This window comes from Rubinisphaera italica (assembly GCF_007859715.1).
GTDB lineage: Bacteria > Planctomycetota > Planctomycetia > Planctomycetales > Planctomycetaceae > Rubinisphaera > Rubinisphaera italica.
Window position 1 is genome coordinate 1715987 of sequence record NZ_SJPG01000001.1, and the last position, 19268, is coordinate 1735254.

General features: G+C 50.3%; 13 protein-coding genes. 11 read left to right on the top strand and 2 right to left on the bottom strand.

Translation table 11 applies throughout. The features are described 5' to 3' along the window. Positions 1-183 precede the first annotated feature (183 nt). From Pan54_RS06315 to Pan54_RS06330, 4 genes are all read left to right on the top strand, one after another. Entirely contained in the window at positions 184-3363 is a 3180-nt protein-coding gene (locus tag Pan54_RS06315) for a DUF1553 domain-containing protein (protein WP_146502698.1), read from the top strand. Between the two features lie 6 nt (positions 3364-3369). Next, positions 3370-4836, top strand: coding sequence for a DUF1501 domain-containing protein (locus Pan54_RS06320; protein WP_146502699.1), 1467 nt, complete (start codon positions 3370-3372; stop codon positions 4834-4836). An 800-nt stretch (positions 4837-5636) separates the two neighbouring features. Continuing rightward, positions 5637-6473 carry a metallophosphoesterase family protein gene (locus Pan54_RS06325; protein ID WP_146502700.1) on the top strand — a complete coding sequence of 279 codons (837 nt, stop codon included), beginning with the start codon at positions 5637-5639 and terminating at the stop codon, positions 6471-6473. Then, a complete protein-coding gene (locus Pan54_RS06330) occupies positions 6470-7174 on the top strand; it encodes a TVP38/TMEM64 family protein (RefSeq protein ID WP_146502701.1) in 705 nt (234 codons plus the stop codon). Before Pan54_RS06325 ends, Pan54_RS06330 begins: the two co-directional genes overlap by 4 nt. 4 nt (positions 7175-7178) lie before the next feature. Here Pan54_RS06330 and Pan54_RS06335 read toward each other — a convergent pair whose 3' ends face one another. Further along, a complete protein-coding gene (locus tag Pan54_RS06335; protein WP_165441614.1) occupies positions 7179-7817 on the bottom strand; it encodes a CDP-alcohol phosphatidyltransferase family protein in 639 nt (212 codons plus the stop codon). A 21-nt stretch (positions 7818-7838) separates the two neighbouring features. Continuing rightward, positions 7839-8834: a phosphatidate cytidylyltransferase gene (locus tag Pan54_RS06340; protein ID WP_146502703.1), complete on the bottom strand. Its 996-nt coding sequence runs from the start codon at positions 8832-8834 to the stop codon at positions 7839-7841. 267 nt (positions 8835-9101) lie between these two features. Here Pan54_RS06340 and Pan54_RS26725 point away from each other — a divergent pair, with 267 nt between their 5' ends. From Pan54_RS26725 to Pan54_RS06375, 7 genes are all read left to right on the top strand, one after another. Beyond that, positions 9102-9302: an integrase core domain-containing protein gene (locus Pan54_RS26725; RefSeq protein ID WP_390621921.1), complete on the top strand. Its 201-nt coding sequence runs from the start codon at positions 9102-9104 to the stop codon at positions 9300-9302. Between the two features lie 92 nt (positions 9303-9394). Next, entirely contained in the window at positions 9395-10147 is a 753-nt protein-coding gene (locus tag Pan54_RS06350; RefSeq protein ID WP_207310059.1) for an ABC transporter ATP-binding protein, read from the top strand. After that, a complete protein-coding gene (locus Pan54_RS06355; protein WP_146502704.1) occupies positions 10110-12518 on the top strand; it encodes an ABC transporter permease in 2409 nt (802 codons plus the stop codon). The genes Pan54_RS06350 and Pan54_RS06355 overlap by 38 nt, the downstream gene beginning before the upstream one ends. A gap of 4 nt (positions 12519-12522) precedes the next feature. Continuing rightward, positions 12523-13752 (top strand): efflux RND transporter periplasmic adaptor subunit, encoded by a 1230-nt coding sequence (locus tag Pan54_RS06360; RefSeq protein ID WP_146502705.1) that lies wholly within the window; start codon positions 12523-12525, stop codon positions 13750-13752. A gap of 403 nt (positions 13753-14155) precedes the next feature. After that, positions 14156-15742 carry a right-handed parallel beta-helix repeat-containing protein gene (locus Pan54_RS06365; RefSeq protein ID WP_146502706.1) on the top strand — a complete coding sequence of 529 codons (1587 nt, stop codon included), beginning with the start codon at positions 14156-14158 and terminating at the stop codon, positions 15740-15742. Between the two features lie 424 nt (positions 15743-16166). Beyond that, the gene (locus tag Pan54_RS06370; protein WP_146502707.1) at positions 16167-17720 is read left to right on the top strand and encodes a sulfatase family protein; all 1554 of its coding nucleotides are present in this window, start codon (positions 16167-16169) and stop codon (positions 17718-17720) included. 33 nt (positions 17721-17753) lie between these two features. Then, positions 17754-19244, top strand: a complete 1491-nt coding sequence (locus Pan54_RS06375) for a hypothetical protein (protein ID WP_146502708.1) — start codon at positions 17754-17756, stop codon at positions 19242-19244. Positions 19245-19268: the final 24 nt, after the last annotated feature.

Genomic DNA, 19268 nt, shown 5'->3' on the forward strand with positions numbered 1-19268 from the left:
AACGGCATCCCGCTTACATCGGAAGAGCCTTGACAATTGTCTTCAGGCAGACTTACGATAGAAATAACGATCATTCAATTGGGTCCCACCTGTTCTCCTCGTTCTGCGATGTCGCAGTTTCGGAATTTCTTGAGACGCACCAGGATCGTTAATTGTGTTCAGATTTTAAGGACATAATTGAGTATGCGTACGCTGCCTCGCTCCGTTCACTTATTGTGGTCAGGTTTTCTCGCTCTAACCATCAATGTCTGTCAAGCTGAAAATGATCTGACAAAGAATTCAGTTGCGACTACGAAAATCGATTTCAGTCGAGATATACGACCGATTCTTTCTGAAAACTGCTTTCATTGTCATGGTCCCGATACGAATCATCGTGAAGCAGATCTTCGGCTCGACCTGGCAGAAACAGCAAAAGCGGACTCGATTGTTCCCGGGCATTCCGATCAAAGTGAATTTTATGAACGGATCAGTAGTACTGATGCTGATCTGAAAATGCCTCCCGCTGATTCAAACAAAGAGTTAACTCCCGAACAGAAGAAATTGCTTAAACGCTGGATTGATGAGGGAGCCGAATGGACCAGTCACTGGTCGTTTCTATCTCCAGAAAAATCAGAATTACCAACCGTCAAAAACAGTCAGTGGGTAAGTAATCCTATCGACCAGTTTGTTCTGGCAAATCTGGAATCCGAGCAGTTACAGCCTTCGAGTGAAGCCAGCCGTCGCACCTTGATCCGCCGACTTACATTTGATTTGACCGGGCTGCCTCCCACAATTTCCGAGATTAATCAATTTCTGAATGATGAATCTCCCAACGCCTATGAAAATCTGGTTGACCGTCTTTTGAGTTCAAAAAAGTACGGCGAAAGAATGGCTTTGATGTGGCTGGACGCAGCTCGTTATGGTGATACGAGTGTGTATCATGCTGATGGGCCGCGCGATATGTGGGCCTGGCGCGATCGCATCGTGCAGATGTATAACGAAAATCTTCCCTTTGATCAGTTTTCAACGGAGCAACTGGCGGGAGATTTGCTTCCTAATGCAAGCCCCTTTCAGAAAGTCTCCTCAGGATTTAATCGGAATAACGGGACAACAGATGAAGGAGGCTTGATTCCTGAGGAGTACCGTGTTGAGTACGCCGTAGACAGAGTGAAAACGACGTCCATGGTTTGGTTGGGACTCAGCATGGAATGTGCTCAATGCCATGATCATAAATATGATCCGATTTCACACGAAGACTATTACCGCTTCTTTGGATTTTTCAATATCAGTGCTGACGCCGGTAGTCAGACACGGAAGGGGAATGCCAAACCGACTGTAGAATTGGTTGATCCGGAAAAACAAAAAAAACTTCCCGAAGCACGTGCCCGAATCAAAGAAAACCAGATGCAAATCGCCGCTCGTCAAAAGTCAGTCGAGCCTCAGTTTACAGACTGGTTGGAGAAAATAGATAAAGAGCAACTTGCAACGTCATCCGAACCAGAGGGGCTCATCCTGAATTTTAGGCTTGATGAAGGCAAAGGAAATCAGGTTGTTGATCAAGTGGATCAGAAGCGTACAGGAACCATTCATGGTAAGGCTGACTGGGTCAAGTCTCCTTACGATCAGGGGATTCATTTTGATGGGCAAACCTATGTTGATCTGGGTGATGTGTGTGATTTCGAACGGACAGATTCATTTTCCTACGGTGGCTGGGTCAATCTCGATCCGAAAGGGAACGGCGCGCTTTTAGCGAAAATGGATGATGCCAATAGTTATCGTGGGTACGATATTCTCATCTCTGGTGAAAAAATCTCAGTGCATATCATCAATACGTGGCCGACGAATGCCATCAAGGTAACTACGGAGAAAAAACTCAAACCTTCTACCTGGCACCATGTGTTTGTAACCTACGATGGTTCTTCCAAAGCAGAGGGTGTGAAAATATATGTTGATGGTGAGCTGTGGGACTGGAAGATTGAGCAGGATCGCTTAACGGAATCCATTCGTACTCCGAAAACGTTATTGATTGGCAGTCGTCACCCCAGTTCTCGTTTAAAGGGAACCATAGACGAAGTCTCCGTCTTCAACCATGTGCTCAATCAGTCTGAAGTAGAGGCGCTCACTAAGCAACTTCCAATTACGACCATCCTGGCTGTATCTCCAGAGGAGCGAACGATAGAGCAACAGCAGCAGTTGCTTAATTACTATCTGGAACATGAAGACGTAGAATATATTGCGTTACTCAAGGAAAAGCAGGAATTAAAAGCAGAGGAGACAGAACTTCTCAAACCACTGACGTCTGTCATGGTCATGGAAGATATGTCCAAGCCTCGGGATACGTTTATTCTCGCTCGTGGTGCTTACGATGCTCCCACCGAACAAAAAGTCGAACCGGGGACACCAGCAGTTTTGCCTCCGATGCCCAAAGAGGCTCCCCAAAATCGACTGGGTTTAGCACAATGGCTCTTTGCAGAGAATCATCCTCTCACGGCTCGCGTCGCTGTGAATCGGTATTGGCAAATGTTGTTTGGGACAGGGCTAATTACAACGCCGGAAGATTTCGGTTCGCAGGGGGCATTCCCAAGTCATCCACAATTACTGGACTGGCTGGCTGTTGATTTCAGGGAATCAGGCTGGGATGTTAAACGTATGCTCAAACTAATGGTGATGTCGTCTACTTATCGGCAGACATCGGATGTGTCACGGGCTGCCTATTTACGAGATCCTGCAAACAGATTACTGGCACGCGGTTCGCGTTTTCGATTGCAGGGAGAAATGATACGCGATAGCGCGCTCCTTATCAGTGGATTGCTTAACACAAAAATGGGAGGCCCGGGAGTAAAACCGTATCAGCCGCCCGGGCTCTGGAAAGAAGTCGGTTTGAGTGGAAATCCTAAATTCGTTCAGGATCACGGCGAAAAACTGTATCGCCGCAGTCTATACACCTACTGGAAACGATCTGCACCCCCTCCGTCGATGCAGATCTTTGATGCACCGACACGGGAAAAGTGTACGATCCGGCGACCCCGCACGAATACGCCTCTCCAGGCGTTAGTCACAATGAACGATGTCCAATATGTAGAAGCGGCACGTCACCTTGCTGAGCGAATGCTGAAAGAGGGAGGTGCAACCAGTGCCGAACAGGTTGGTTATGCCTTTTTACTGGCAACGGCCAGAGAACCCCGATCAACAGAAAGCTCAGTGCTTATTGATACTTATGAAGAAAGTCTAAAACACTATCAGGCCAATCCTCAGGCGGCTGAAGAACTGCTCAACGTCGGTGAGTCGCCCCGCGATAAAAATCTGAATGTCTCTCAACTGGCTGCCTGGACGGTCGTGGCCAACATGATTCTCAATTTAGACGAAACTTTAACTCACGAGTAAAACGCAATGAATCCTCTGGAAGAATATCAGCGACAGTTAACGCGTCGACAATTATTGTCACGCTCCCGTGGATGTCTGGGGGCGGCGGCACTGGCATCATTGTTGGGGGACGTCCCCAAACTCTCCGCTGCCAACCAGTCCTATTCGGATCAACGAGGGGCACTCGGTTTACCTCATTTTGCACCCAAAGCGAAACGGGTGATTTATCTTTTCATGGCTGGTGGTCCCAGTCATATTGACCTTTTTGATTACAAGCCTGAGTTGAAGAAAATTCATGGGCAGGAACTGCCAGATTCAATTCGAAATGGACAACGAATCACGGGAATGACCAGTGGACAAAAATCGTTTCCCTGTGTCGCACCGATGTTCAATTTTAAACGCTACGGCGAACGGGGAACCTGGATTAATGGAGACATCCTGCCACACACGGCTTCCATCGCAGATGACATTTCTATTATTCGTACCATGAATACCGAAGCCATCAATCATGATCCTGCGATTACCTACATTAATACGGGGACACAACAGTTGGGACGCCCCAGTTTCGGGGCGTGGTTGAGTTATGGACTAGGCAGTCCTAACAAAGAACTGCCCGCATATGTGGTGATGATATCCGTTGGCAATGCACCAGGGCAGGCACTTTATTCACGGCTCTGGAGCAGCGGCAACTTGCCCTCACGACATCAGGGAGTTCAGTTTCGTAGCGCTGGTGATCCCGTTTTGTATCTCTCTGACCCCAAAGGATTGGACAGAGGACTGCGTCGTAAAATGCTGGATGGACTGGCAAAGATTAATGCCGAAAAATCCCAGATTTCGGGAGACCCGGAAATAGAAGCACGCATTGCGCAATACGAAATGGCGTACCGGATGCAAACTTCGGTCCCGGGTTTGATGGACTTGAGTGGAGAAACGAAAGCGACTTTTGAGATGTACGGTCCCGATTCAGAGAAAAAGGGAACGTTCGCGGCGAATTGCATTTTAGCACGTCGGATGGCAGAACGCGGCGTGCCCTTCATTCAGCTCTTTCAACGTGGTTGGGATCAGCATGGGAATCTCCCCAAAGCAATCCGCAATAATTGTGACAAGGTGGATCAGCCCGCAGCCGCCCTCGTCAAAGATTTAAAACAACGTGGGTTATTAGACGATACGGTTGTCATCTTCGGTGGTGAATTCGGTCGAACAATTTATAGTCAGGGAAAACTGACGAATGATAATCACGGCCGTGACCACCACGGTCGCTGTTTCTCAACCTGGGTTGCCGGTGGCGGATTTAAGCCGGGCATTGATTACGGAGAGACTGATGATTATTGCTATAATATTGTGAGAGATCCGGTGCATATTAACGATTTAAATGCCAGTGTTCTGCACTGTCTGGGCATCGACCATAATCGCTTTTCCGTGAAATATCAGGGTCTCGATCTCAAGCTCACAGGAGTTGATGGTGCTCAGGTTGTCAAAGGATTGCTTTCTTAGGCAACTGATGAAAAAGCTGGATATAATAGGGGGCAGAGATTGTCATGGGGATAGGAGATTTTGATTCCATGTCGGCTTGCTCTTTATCAAGGAGTTCAAAGTCATCACGAAAATATGTATGCAGGCAGTGATTGCTAACTTTTTGGTATTCCCCTTTCCAGTAATGTGACGTGCCCCCGTTGATATCGATGAAAGAGTTGCTTGGAATGGAAATTGTGATTTTCCTACGGCTGGGGAATCACAATCACGCTTTTTTACATCAGTACCACCATGCTCTTTCTTGGTATCGATCAACATACACGACAACTGACCATCTCATTGAGAGACCAGCAGGGGGCTGGGAATCGGGACCGATTCGCTGAAGACTGCATTCGATCGAGTTAGCAGTCACGATCAAACTGAATTACCAGCGGCTAAAGCCGGTGGGCTCATGGTTGTGAACGTCGGACTGAAGTCATTTCGCACACAACTAAGAAGGGAATGCCAAAAATATGTTTTAGGCGATTTCTGAGATTTTCAATTCACGTTTGTCATTTAATCGAACACACAAATTTGAATTTGAAGAACCTGAAGGTTTCGCTTGAAAGCAAGGGTTTAAGCCTCATCGTTGTGACAATAATAACCTCTCGACGTGCCGGGAACCCGGACAGAAAATATCAGAATGTTATGACAGACAGCAGGGCTGTGTCTTTGCTGGAATCTTGACAAGTATTTGACACGTTCGAGTTCATTCGTTCTGCTATATCTGTTGATATTCCACGTTAGCATCTTAAACGATTCCGCAGATCGAGAACTCGCTTATGCTTCACATTCTGCATTGCTCTGACCTCCATTTTGGTCCTCCGTATTTACCGAGAGTTGGTGAAGCTGTTCAGCGACTGGCGGCAGAACTGCAACTCGACAGCATTGTCGTCAGCGGTGACTTTACTCAGCGTGCCACGCAGGAACAGTTCATTCAGGCGAAAGAGTTTCTGGATCGGCTACCTGACGTACCTAAAATTGTGGTTCCCGGGAACCATGATGTGCCGCTTTACCGTGTCGTGGAACGGCTGAACGATCCTCTCAGGAATTATCGGGAAATTATCGAAGATCGGCTCGATTACACAGTTGAGTTGGAAGGGGCAACTATTGTTGCCTTGAATTCTACAGCTCCGAAATCGTCCATCTCAAACGGGCGTATTTTTCCTGAGCAACTGGACTTCTGCAAACAGGCCTTTATCGATCTTCCGGAGAAGACCTTGAAAATTGTCGTCGCTCATCACCATTTTGCCCCCGCTCCCGATTACGAACGGGATTCGACGATGCCGAAAGCCAAAAGGGCGATTGACATATTTGTCGATCTCAAAGTTGATATGATCATGGGAGGGCACCTGCATCGAGCATATATAGGCAATACGCTTGATCTCTATGCCGGTCGAAATCGTGATCGAGGAATTATCATTGTGCAAAGCGGAACCACGACATCTTACCGCGGACGTGGCCGTGAAAAAGAAAAGAACTCATTGAATTTACTGCGAGTCGACTCGCGGATGATTCAAATTACCCACTACATCTACTTTCATGAACATGATCGATTCGAACCGGTCAGTCGTCATTCGTTTCCTCGTCCTGGCATGCGATTTTACGAGCAGACATGAAAAGCAAAATTCTGACATTTCTCATACTCACGTTCTTAATCACTGCTGCTGGGTTGCTTTTTCGCCGCTACGGGCTGTTTAAAATTCTGCTTACTTACGAAATCCATATCCGCACGTTCCTCATGGCAAAACCGATCCTGGGATTTGTAATCGGACTGCTCAGCTATTTTTTACTCTCGATCATTCCAGGTACCGGAGGGAAATCGGTAATTTACGGTTGGTTATTCGGATTCTGGCAAGCGGTCATAATCGCCGACTGCGCATTGACGGCGGCAGCCATCGTGACATTTCTCATCAGCCGAACTCTTCTGCGGGATGCTTTACGATCTCGATTAGTGTTTGTAATGCAGAAACTCGACCAGGCTTTCGAAAAGAATGGTGCATTTTATCTGCTCGCACTGCGTCTAATGCATTCGCCTTACACATTCACCAACTATGCCTGCGGAGCAACTTCTCTCTCAACCTTCTCCTTCTGGTGGCCAACACAACTCGGTATCATTCCCTCGACAATGGTCTTCGTCTTCGCGGGAACGCAAATTCCTACCCTGAAGGAAGTCATTCAACAAGGTGCTTCAGCAATATTGTCACCAAAATTACTTCTGGCTCTGGTTTTAATGGGGTTATTCCCAGTGTTGATTCGTTGGGTTTCCAGCCAATACTGGAAAACTTATCCGGAGAAAACTGAACTCAAAGATAAGTGAACTACTATTCGCTATGAAATTCAGTTTCATTTTCAGCATCCATTTTTCTCTTCATTCGAAACGCTGCTGCCAGAGTTCGCAGGTCATTCGTCCATTCCGGCAAAACGATCGTCATCGTGACAGTTTCCAGATTGGTATAAATAATTCCAATGATCACCAGACGAGAGAGCCAGATTGGCCAATTCATCAATAGTGAGACGATCGCTAGTCCTGCCAACATCCAGCAAATTTTCGCTGCTCTTGTATGATAGCTGGGGATGCGACCGTATTTGATTAGCCCCACTGTACACGTCAAGAAATAACTGCTGACACCTAACGCAATCCATACGACTTCTTGCTGGATTATCTCCCATTTGAGCCAGCCGATACCCAGGAGTACCGATGCATAGAGAGACACATCAGCGTAACTGTCCAGGCGGGCTCCATAGACCGACTTCTGATTGAGCAAGATCGCTAATTTTCCATCGAACCAATCGGTCAAAAACAGCCCTAGAAAAGTCCACAGGAAGAGCATTTGATCCTGATGCCAGGCAATCCCCAGTAATGCCGGTGAACCGATTAAGCGGATGAAGCATAGAATATTCGGAATTGTCAGCAGGGAGGTCGTTCGGTCCTGGTTTCGATCTGATGATTTTTCGCACACACTGATCCCTTCTGACGATTATCACCGATACGTAAAATAAACAAAGTAAAAGAAGAGTGGTGCAGTATAAGTCAGACTATCGATTCGGTCGAGTATGCCCCCCTGACCAGGAATTAAGTGCCCGGCATCTTTAATTCCCAAATCACGTTTAACGGCTGACATGTTGAGATCACCAAAGAAGCCTCCGGTCGCTATCAAGAGTCCTGCGGCTGCAGGCAATATTAATGCAGTCCCAAAACTGAGTTCGAACGCAGAACGAGCCTCTCCAGCCAATGGCGTAATCAAGGGGGCTAACACAATCGCTATGATGACTGTTGTAAGCATTCCGAGGAGCAGTCCTTCCCAACTTTTGTTGGGCGAGACATTGGGGACAACTTTGGTACGGCCAAATTTTCTTCCCCACAGGGCTTGGGCAATATCGTTGACTTCCGTCAAGATGACCAGAAACAAGAAGAGCCCGATTGGGCCTCCGGATGGATTAATTTCCTCAGGAAGTGACAGCAACAAACCAGAATGAGAAAAACCATAGACCGTCAGAAACAGACCCCATGTCGCCATCGAAGCTTTCTCAATGTATCCTTCGGTGTGACCAGCCAGGATTAAACGGATCGGCAACAGCAAAAAAATAATCGAGGGAATGAATATCCAGAAAGCTTCATACCATTTCAACAGGATAAACAGGTAATGGACAGGAAGCGCCAGAAATGCAATCGTCTGCAAAGGTTTTTCATGAAATCGAGAATCGGTAATTTCCAGAAACTCACGCAACCCCATGAAACTGATCACACCGATCAATATAATTATTGCTGACGTTCCCAGAAGGGATGCAATCGTAAAGACCATTGCCAACACCCACCAGGCAATCAAACTACCAACTTTTTTCTGACGGGTCTCTGTATCTTTGCCGACTAGTAATGACAATCGCACAACAGTCCCGAGGACCAAAGCTGCAATAATGCCTGTCAGGACCTTCAATACTCCGAGGTCAACTGCCAGGTTTTGAGCGAGCGAATCCATTTGTCCTGCCAATGTTGAAGAATTAACTTTCTACTCCACTTATATCGATTTCTTCTATTTTCTGCCAGAAGTTACTTCCTCATGGATAGAATTAGCCTTAGGGCTGCCTGATATTTACATGCTGGACTGGAACTGTGTCTCGACGCGTGAAGTTATCGTGACGGAATAGACGCTGCATCCGAACTCCGCCTGGGTTGAAAAACAGACGGAGTTGTTCATCGAAGAAACGGCTCAACGTGCCTCAAACCCGATATCGTGTTGCACGATATGGGTACAAAGTTTACGAAAGAGTTCACCGCGAAGCTGGTCGATAAAGGGATCCAAACGAATCCTTTGCCCAAAGCGAGCCCCAATCACAATGGCCGCTGCGAACGCTTTATTCAGACGATTAAATACGCGTGCTTGAACAAGTTTATCGCGTTTGGGAAACAGCACCTGGATCATTTGGTTGGTGAGTTTGTGGATTAATACATCAGGCATCGACCGAGTGAAGCAGCATCGATGAACATCAGGACGTGCCATACCGACGCTCGACATGCTGACGACATTAGCGGTACACTTTGTTTATTGTATATAAAACTCTTGAAAAAGGAACTCCTGACATTCCCTCAACCCCGGTGTTCACGACACAAGGTCTTACAAAAGTGTACGGCACGGGACTGGTAGCCGTACACGCGCTGCGGGGTGTCGACTTGGAGATTCCGTCCGGCGAGATCGTCGTGTTGCTTGGCCCCTCTGGAAGTGGAAAGTCCACGCTGCTAAACATCATTGGCGGGCTGGACCGGCCGACCGATGGGAAGGCTCTGTTCCTCGACCAGGACCTGACTGCAATGAACGACAAACAGCTCACATTTTACCGTCGCGAACATGTCGGATTTGTGTTTCAGTTCTACAACTTGATGCCCAGCCTGACGGCTCGGGAGAACGTCGAACTGGTAACTGAGATTGCCCGTGATCCCCTGGATGCCGACACAGCACTAGCGTTGGTCGGCTTGAAGGAGCGGACTGACCATTTTCCTGCTCAGCTTTCTGGTGGCGAGCAACAGAGAGTGGCCATTGCCCGTGCGGTGGCGAAGCAACCGAGTGTGCTCTTCTGCGACGAGCCGACCGGGGCACTCGACAGCAAAACGGGGAGGGCCGTACTCCGCGTACTGAAAGACGTGAACGAGCAGCTAGGAGCTACGGTATTGATCGTGACGCACGCCGCCGCGACTGCCGCCATGGCTAACCGAGTGATTCACTTTGCCGACGGCGGCATCCGTGATATCGAAGTTCATGAGCATCCTGTTTCCCCAGAGGAAGTCGAATGGTGAGGTACTTGTGAGTCCGCTCGACCTGAAACTGCTGCGTGACCTGTGGCGGATCAAGGGGCAAGCCGTCGCCATCGGCTTGGTTCTTGCCGTGGGCGTGCTGATGCTCGTGATGATGACAGGGCTGGTTGCCTCGCTCGACGAGACTCGCCGTGCCTATTACGAGCGACATCGCTTCGCGGAGGTTTTTGCACCTGTCACCCGCGCTCCGGAACGGCTGGTCGACGACCTCGCTGCCATTCCGGGCGTCGCGTCAGTCGAAGGCCGCGTGACTGGTCACGCACTTGTGGACATTGTGGCACGCGATCTTCCCGTGCAGGCCCAGGCAGTTTCATTGCCCGACTATCGTGAACCGCGGCTCAACGATGTCTACCTGACCGATGGGCGTAAGTTGGACAGCCGACGTGAGGACGAGATACTACTATTACGAAGTTTTGCACTTGCCCATAGTCTTCAACCAGGGGACACACTCTCGGCAACAATGAACGGTGCCAGGCGGTCATTTCGCATCGTTGGTTTGGCACAGTCGCCGGAGTTCCTTTACACCACGGCTCCCGGCGAACTGGTGCCCGATGACAGCCGTTTTGGGGTAATCTGGATGAGCCGCACCGCTTTGGAAGCCGCCTACGATATGGATGGTGCATTTAACGAGGCACTCTTATCTCTAGGACGTGACGCGGACAAGGCAGCGATTATCAACGCTGTCGACCGCATATTGGAGCCCTATGGTGGACTGGGTGCCTACGGCCGGGAGGACCAAACCTCCAACCGCTTTATCAGTGAAGAGATTACAGGGCTACGTGCATCGAGCACAGGAGTACCGCCCGTCTTCCTGGCAGTCGCGGCCTTTTTACTCTACATCGTTGTCTCACGAATGGTGCAAGCGGAAAGAAATCAGATCGGTTTGCTAAAGGCGTTTGGCTACACCGACCTGGAAGTCGGCTGCCATTACTTCAAACTGATCCTGGCAATTTCACTGGGAGGGGCGTTGGCGGGATGCCTGATGGGTGTGGCTTCAGGTCGCGCGATGACAGGGCTTTACGTCGAGTACTACAAGTTTCCTTTCCTGGTGTTCCGAGTGAATCCGTCTTCATTCGTAATGGGATTCGCTGTGAGTGTGCTTACGGCCTCGGTGGGTGGGCTTGTGGTGCTGCGGAGAGTATTCGTCCTGACCCCTGCCACCGCCATGCGGCCCCCCGTTCCGCCCGACTACAGTCGCACCCGACGTATCGGCCGGGCGCTGAACTCCGTGCTCGACCAACCGAGCCGAATGGTGCTCCGACGAGTGACCAGGCATGCTGGCAGGATGGCAGGCGCTATACTGGGGATTGCCGCTGGCATGGCTTTGTCGGTGTCAATGATCTCCATCATGTCGAGCTTTGATCATACCGTGGATTTGTCCTTCAGTGTCGTCGATCGCAGTGACGTAACGGTGACCTTCAATGAAGCAATGTCGAACAAGGTGGTGTTGGAACTGCGTCGGATGCCCGGTGTCATTGAAGTCGAGCCTGTCCGCAATGTCTCCGTAGTCATGCGAAATGGTGTCAAGACTCACCGCGGTGCGGTCAATGGACTGGTGCCTTCGGCGCGACTCTATCGCGCTCTCGACAGCGACAGTTCTACAATCGAGATGCGTAAGGATGGTATGATCCTGGCCCAGTCATTGGCAAACATCCTCGACATCCAGCCTGGCGAACTGCTGACTGTTGAGGTCCGTGAGGGCCGTCGCCCAACTCTTACTGTCCCTGTGGCGGGAGTCGCACAAACACTGCTCGGATCACCTGCGTACATGGACTTGGAGACGCTCAATCAAGTCCTCCGCGAGCCGAACCGGGTCTCAGGCGCATACCTGCGGATCGACGCTGTTCGCAGTAGTGAGATCTATCGCAAACTCAAGAATATGCCGTCTGTGGCTGGCGTTAGTCTTAAAGAAGACGGTCGAGCGGCATTTCAACGGATAATCGACAGTGGTGCGGGGGCGATTCGATATGTGATGGCGTTGATCGCTGCAGTTATCACATTCGGCATTGTGTATAACGCGGCCAGTATTGCCTATGCCGAGAGAGCACGCGACCTTGCGAGCCTGCGTGTGATCGGCTTCACCAAAGGGGAAACGGCCTTCGTGTTGCTCGGCGAGTTAGCTTTAGTCACGTTTTTGGCATTGCCGATTGGTGCAATGTTGGGATACTGGCTCACGTTCGTCGTTGCAAAAGGTTTCAGCACCGACCTCTATCAGATCCCCGCAACTTTAGACCTGAAGTGCTATGGCGAGGCGGCTATGTCCGTCGTGGCAGCAGCCATGGTCTCCGGTTGGCTGGTCAAACGCGATATGGACCGAGCCGACCTCATTTCTGCACTCAAGACGCGCGAGTAAATCGATGGCCCTTAAACGATCCCGATACGTTCTAACTCTGATTGTCGTTGTTCTGATCGGCACCGGTCTGTTCATCGCGTTCCAGCCACAGCCGATGATGGTGGATACCGGTGTGGTATCGTACAGCCCAATGGTTGACACGATCGACGAGGAAGGACGGACGCGGGTTCACAACACATATGTGGTCTCGACCCCTTTTGCAGGCCGAATGCTGAGGGTGGATGTGGAACCAGGCGATCATGTGACAGTCGGCGAGAGCATTGTGGCTCACATGATGCCGAGCAATCCCGATGCTCTCGACTCGCGCAGTCGTGAACAGGCCCGCGCAGCTGTGTCCGCGGCCGAAGCATCGCTCCGCGCAGCCCAGGCGGAACTGAACAAGGCGATCGCTGACAAGGAACTGGCGAGCAGCGAACTCGACCGTGCGCGGCAGCTTAAATCGCGTGATGCCATAACTCAAACGGAACTGGACCAGGCTGTCCGAGCCGAACGGGCCGCTGATACAACGGTGCAAACTGCCGAAGCGACGATCGGCATCCGTAAAGCCGAACTGGCTAACGTAAGAGCACGGCTGATTAGCTTCAACCAACAGACACTCCCGACATATTCAAGCGAACTTGCAGAAGGTGAGGCTTTAGTTTACGCACCAATATCGGGGCAAGTATTACGGGTTCTCCAGCGGAGTGAAACAACCCTTTCAGTTGGCACCCCGATACTGGAGATCGGCAACATCGAGAACGACCTGGAAATCGTCGTCGAACTGCTTTCTACTGATGCCGTACAAGTCACCCGGGGGCAACGGGTCATCGTCGAGGACTGGGGCGGAATCAATCCCCTCAAAGGTGTGGTCAAGCACGTCGAGCCTTGGGGCTTCACCAAATACTCTGCCCTTGGCGTTGAGGAGCAGCGTGTTAATGCGATCGTCCGTTTCACAGATCCCTTCTTGAAACAGACTGGCCTGGGGCATGGTTTCCGCGTCGAGACACGCATCGTGGTATGGGAAGACGATAATGCCCTGACTGTCCCTTCCAGCGCCCTGTTCCGTGACGGAGCGAGCTGGGCAGTGTTCGTCGTCAAGGACGGCTTCGCGACTCAGCGAAAGGTCGAGATCGGCCGCAATAATGGTGTCCAGGCCCAGGTGCTCCAAGGACTCGAAGAAGGCGAGCGTGTTGTCCTTTACCCATCATCAGGACTCGTCAATCAATCCGCTGTCACTCAACGTCCAACTGACTAATCGTTACCACTCCGGTCGTCCACGCGGAGACGAATATACAGCCGAGTGGAATCAAGGATGCTTGGCAATCATCTACCGCCTGTTCGAGAGGAGCCTGATGAATTCGATAAGCTGATAATGGATGAGATTGAAGTGAAGTCTTATGTCGGGCGATTGGTGAAGTCGTGTGAGAGGAAGGCGGTGTTGAATGTGAGTCGTTGAGATCGGCCGGGATTCTGAATGGTTGAAGGCTTCTACTTTACAATAGAAAAATCCTTGATTATATCGTATTCTGTTCAGGACGTTGCTATTTATGAAGATCGCTGACGAGATTATTTCAGATAGTGTTGGAAACAAAGGCATATGTTTTAGTAGAGTCGTTGATGTCACCTTATCTGAGTAATCGTACAGGAAACCAAATAGAATGATTCGTCACAGCCTCGTTGTCGTGTTTTTATTGGTGTCTTCGCAGAGCGTCTCAGCAAAAGAGATCCGGGTTCCTGAAAACTATAAAACAATTCAGTCAGCAATCGACGCGGCAGAGACAGGCGACACCGTGTTTGTCAAGGCGGGGACATATCACGAACGGCTTCGGCTGAAAGACCGCGTGACACTACGTAGCGAGGGCGACGACCAGAAAGGCAAACTCGGTTTGAAGCGGGCTGAGGTGACAATCATCGACGGCGGAGGAGTGCAAGGGGATGGGCCAGGCGTGGCGATGGCTGAAGGCTCTACGCTCGATGGGTTCACCGTGACTAATGTCGGAGCCTACGACGATTCCGAGTGGAACAAGCATCACGCGACGCAAGGTAACGAGCAGTCTCATGAGCACATCGGCCAACCCGGCACGGCTGGGATTAGCGTGATTGGCGTCACCTGTGTTATCAAGCACAATATTGTGCACCACATCGGATATTCTGGTATCGCGATCCAGGGAACTGACGGCAAACGCTGCTCGCCTCTTGTGGTGCAGAATATATGTTATCGGAATATGGGAGGTGGCATCGGTTCGATGCACGGTTCCACGGCAACGATCGAAGCGAACGTCTGCTTCCAGAATTTTTTTGCCGGTATTGGCCATGATGGTTCCAGTCCACTGGTTATCAGGAATGTCTGCTACGAAAATATTCGAGCCGGGATCGGTATCAGCGAAGGGGCTCAGCCGATCGTTCGGGGTAACAGTTGCTTTCACAATCGCCGTGCAGGTATCGGCATTCGCACCGGAGCAGACACACGACCTGTCGTCGAAGACAACGACTGCTTTGAGAACGATATGGCAGGCATTGGCTGCGAGGATGAGTGCCAGCCAATGCTTCGCAATAATCGTTGCCGCAAGAACGCGATGGCAGGTATCGGTTGTAAGCACAATGCACGGCCGATGATTGTTGGTAATGAGTGTTCGAAGAACAAAGCAGTAGGAATCGGATTTGATGAAACGGATTCTGGCAGTGCATACGTGCTTAACAACCGTGTTTTCGACAACGAAAAGGTGGCTATCGGTATTCACTCCGGCTGGAAAGTTTGGCTGTCGGGTAATGAACTCTCACGGCCTGCAGGGCTACCTCCGCTCGTGATGGTCTTTCAGGGAGCCGAGGCGAACTTCTCAGACAACACATTCCGCGGCAGCGGTGTAGCGGGCATCCGCACGGAGGGAATCATTCGCGTGACGAACAATACGTTTGATTGCCCCGCACTTCGCGAGGGCGGACCGCCGCAGTTTGCCGTGTGGGGGTTGCCAGGTTCCGATATTGTATTCATCGGCAACACGGTTTCTGGCTGGCGGCACGCGGTGCAGACCACTAAATCGAGTGTCACTGCAACAGACAACCACATCTCAAACTACGGTAGCATTGGGATCAAGGTTGATCAACCGGTAGGCACGCCGGTTGTCGTTAGGAACAGGTATGAGAGCCAGCGAGATCGAATCGGAGTCTCCATCACGGGGGGCCACGCGATTTTGGAAGATAACCTTGTCGAGGTGACGTTGAGAGCATCAGAAATAGAACAGTAGAGGACTGAAAAGTAAACATTCATAAGGACACAAACTGTGCCATATGTTTTTAGTCCAAGTTCAAATCTGGATGTCCGTGGATCAACTCTCTTTTCAAGACGAGTTGATCATGCATGGTAGTTGTGAACAATTTTATTCTCTTCAGCATGCCTATTCTTGATTGATCGGTAAGCGAGTTCGTCGATGATTCCAATCAACATCGCAGCCACATGAGGCGAGACCGTCTGCCTCCATATCGCAAAGAGCCGCAAGCATTCGAGACGCTCACTTTAGAATAGATCGGGAACAAGCGTATTTCGCAGGGCATGTGAAATCGTTTGAAAGGAGTGTGGCTTGGCCATAATCATCGCAAATGGTGACTTTAGCAGGTAAACTGAAGGGACTTCCTGACTCCGCGTTGTCCATTACAGACTGGATTTACTTAATGAACAAATCAAAGACTTTCGTCCGAGTCATCGCCTCTACGACTTTTGTCTGCTCACTACTGGCAGTATTGGATGTCGATTGTTGCTTCGCCGCGAAGCCAAACGTCATTTTAATTATGGCGGATGATTTGGGAATCGGCGACATCTCGCCAACGAATCCAGACTGTAAGATCAAGACACCACATTTTCAAAAGATGGCGAATGAGGGGCTCACTTTTCTGGATGCGCACACCCCGAGTTCTGTCTGCACGCCGACGCGATACGGGTTGCTGACAGGAAGGTACAACTGGAGATCGCGACTTGCTAAAGGTGTTCTCAGCGGAACCAGTTCACACCTGATCCCGGAGGACCGTCCGACGCTCGGTCACATGATGCGGAAAGCCAGTTATCACACCGCAATGATTGGCAAATGGCACCTCGGTTGGGATTGGCATATGACCGGAAAGAAAATCGACTTCACTAAATCGGTGAAGAACGGTCCTGACATCAACGGATTCAACCAATACTACGGGCACTGTGGTTCATTGGACATGCCTCCCTATGTCTGGGTAGATACCGGACAAATCACAGCACAACCAGATCGCGAGGAAGGAGTGACTAAAGCAGAGGATCGTTATGGATGGTATCGCAAAGGGCCAATCGGTTCGGATTTCAATATTCCTGAAGTGCTGCCGCATCTGTTTGACAAGTCAATAGACTATGTAAAGTCGCAAGCCGAGCTCGCTAAGGAAGGCAAACCATTCTTCCTGTATCTGGCACTACCCGCCCCACATACACCAATCGTCCCGGTACCGCCCTACAAAGACGCCAGCGGCTTGAATCCCTATGCAGACTTCGTGATGCAGCTCGACGATCTCATGGGCCAGCTTTTGCATACGGTGAAAGAAGTCGGGTTGGACGAGAATACGCTTGTGATCTTCACCAGCGATAATGGCTGCTCGCCAGAAGCGAACTTTCCTCTGCTTATAGAAAATGGGCACGATCCGAGCGGAAAGTATCGAGGACATAAGGCGGACATTTACGAGGGTGGGCACCGTGTGCCCTTTATCGTGCGTTGGCCGGGTGAGATTGAGGAAGGTCGCAAGACCGAAGCAATGGCCTGCCTGACCGACGTGTATGCGACACTGGAAGCGATTACCGGACAAGAGAAACAATCGCTTGGCGGTGAAGATGGTTACAGCTTGCTACCCGTATTTCAGGGCGAAGCAAGCTCAGGTCGAGACACACTGATAAGTCATTCAATCGGCGGTTCTTTCGCGATCCGGCAGGGACCATGGAAGCTGTGTCTATCGAGCGGAAGCGGCGGTTGGAGTGCTCCGCGAGAAGGCGATGCAAAGAAGAAGGGCTTGCCGCCCATGCAGTTGTATAACCTCTCAGATGACCACTCGGAGATGGTGAATCTTGTAAACGATCATCCAGCGAAGGTCAAAGAGTTATTGATACTGTTAGAAGAACAGGTGCAAAACGGTCGCTGCACTCCCGGTGAAAAAGTGAAGAATGATCGAGACGTAAAGTACCTGCCTGCTGGTGTCACGATGCCTACTCGCGATTAAGTTCAAGACTAAGAATACAGACAGGATTTCGATATGAAACAGAAGAAAATAACGCCTTGCATTCTTGCCTTACTTGCACTGGTCCTTACAACTTCAGCCTGGGCTGAGGACAACTGGGTGATTGATTCACAGGACGATTGGACTGCGGCAATGTCCGAGCAATCCCATCTCGAAATCAAAGACGGCTTGGTGGTTCCGAACGACAAAGTTGCGGCTTTCACCAGTAAGCTCCGACGATTCGACCAAAAACGCCATGCGAAGTCGATCGTATTTGAACAGTCGCCTGTTTGGCAGAACTGGAATCCCGTTGAGAACCTTGGTCCTCAGAATCTCGCAGACGCACCTGTCTTTCTTGTCATCGGCTCAAACAACTACTGGGTATTCGGTCGTTATGGAGGCAAGCGTAACAAGGCGTTTAAATCTGAACCAGCGACACTCGATGGCTTCGAAGTGAAGTTGCAAACGACGCCGTGGCCGGGTCAGTTCGACGCGCCAGGTGGATTGAAGAAGGGCCTTGGAGGTTATCACGCCTGGCAAAGTCGGGATATGATCAACTGGGTTCATCACGGGGCAGTGACCGAAGGCTTCTCTCGTTGGGTGACTAGCGCTGAAGAAAAAGATGGCAAGGTCTATATCTACTATGACTACCCCAACGATCAGGATCCACACTTATATATTGATGAGGACCTGACCGATGGAAAGCCGGGCAAGAATATGGGAATTGCGGTCAAGGATCCGTCACATGGCTCCGACGCTGGATTCATTCGCGACAAGCAGGGTCGCTTTCATGTGATCTACGAGGACTGGAGCCCGATCAATGCCAGTAAACGATCATGGGACTCGCCCTTGGCCGGACACGCCGTCAGCGATGATGGAATTAAGGATTGGAAGTTCCTGGATCCCGCCGTGGATAATCGAACCAAAGATACCGGCAAGATTGCCACTTACAAACATCCACACTGGCTGCAACACCCGGACTGGGATACCAACATTGGAGAGTACCACGTGCACGAACCGGAGCAGGAGGCTTATGGCGATTGGGCCGCGATCTGTATCGGTACACAATACTACCTGTTTGGTGACTACGACCCTGTGGGTGGAAATACGATGAGTGTTGGCTGGTTTACAAGTCCCAGCATCGATAAACCTTTCACCTGGTGTGATAAGATCGGCAACGGACACCCAGACCCAGATATTGGTTTTGCGGAAGGAAAGTTCTATTTATTTACTCAGCAGAGCACGGATTATACGAGCCCCGGTCCTTGGGTTGAGAAAGTCGAAACACGAGTAGGTGTCGACACGAACAACGATGGGAAACTCGATGAGTGGACCGACTGGATGGAAGTCAACGAAACCTATGACTACAGCCAAGGTTTGTCTAAACATGTGGACAAAACTCCTGCGAAACTCGATCTGACCAATCTATCGTCCGGTTATGGATTTGGATTCGAGATGAGGCTGACAGATACGACCAGGAATAAGTCTAAGCCGATGGTCGACCGAGTGTCACTCTCATTCAACTGACCCAGGAAATCCCGCTGCTAAAAA

What these genes read in the sequence shown, in the direction of transcription:
- Pan54_RS06375 (WP_146502708.1), top strand. Translation starts at nt 17,754, where the DNA reads ATGAAACAGAAGAAAATAACGCCTTGCATTCTTGCCTTACTTGCACTG.
- Pan54_RS06330 (WP_146502701.1), top strand. Translation starts at nt 6,470, where the DNA reads ATGAAAAGCAAAATTCTGACATTTCTCATACTCACGTTCTTAATCACT.
- Pan54_RS06360 (WP_146502705.1), top strand. Translation starts at nt 12,523, where the DNA reads ATGGCCCTTAAACGATCCCGATACGTTCTAACTCTGATTGTCGTTGTT.
- Pan54_RS26725 (WP_390621921.1), top strand. Translation starts at nt 9,102, where the DNA reads ATGGGTACAAAGTTTACGAAAGAGTTCACCGCGAAGCTGGTCGATAAA.
- Pan54_RS06355 (WP_146502704.1), top strand. Translation starts at nt 10,110, where the DNA reads ATGAGCATCCTGTTTCCCCAGAGGAAGTCGAATGGTGAGGTACTTGTG.
- Pan54_RS06315 (WP_146502698.1), top strand. Translation starts at nt 184, where the DNA reads ATGCGTACGCTGCCTCGCTCCGTTCACTTATTGTGGTCAGGTTTTCTC.
- Pan54_RS06320 (WP_146502699.1), top strand. Translation starts at nt 3,370, where the DNA reads ATGAATCCTCTGGAAGAATATCAGCGACAGTTAACGCGTCGACAATTA.
- Pan54_RS06325 (WP_146502700.1), top strand. Translation starts at nt 5,637, where the DNA reads ATGCTTCACATTCTGCATTGCTCTGACCTCCATTTTGGTCCTCCGTAT.
- Pan54_RS06365 (WP_146502706.1), top strand. Translation starts at nt 14,156, where the DNA reads ATGATTCGTCACAGCCTCGTTGTCGTGTTTTTATTGGTGTCTTCGCAG.
- Pan54_RS06340 (WP_146502703.1), bottom strand. Translation starts at nt 8,834, where the DNA reads ATGGATTCGCTCGCTCAAAACCTGGCAGTTGACCTCGGAGTATTGAAG.
- Pan54_RS06370 (WP_146502707.1), top strand. Translation starts at nt 16,167, where the DNA reads ATGAACAAATCAAAGACTTTCGTCCGAGTCATCGCCTCTACGACTTTT.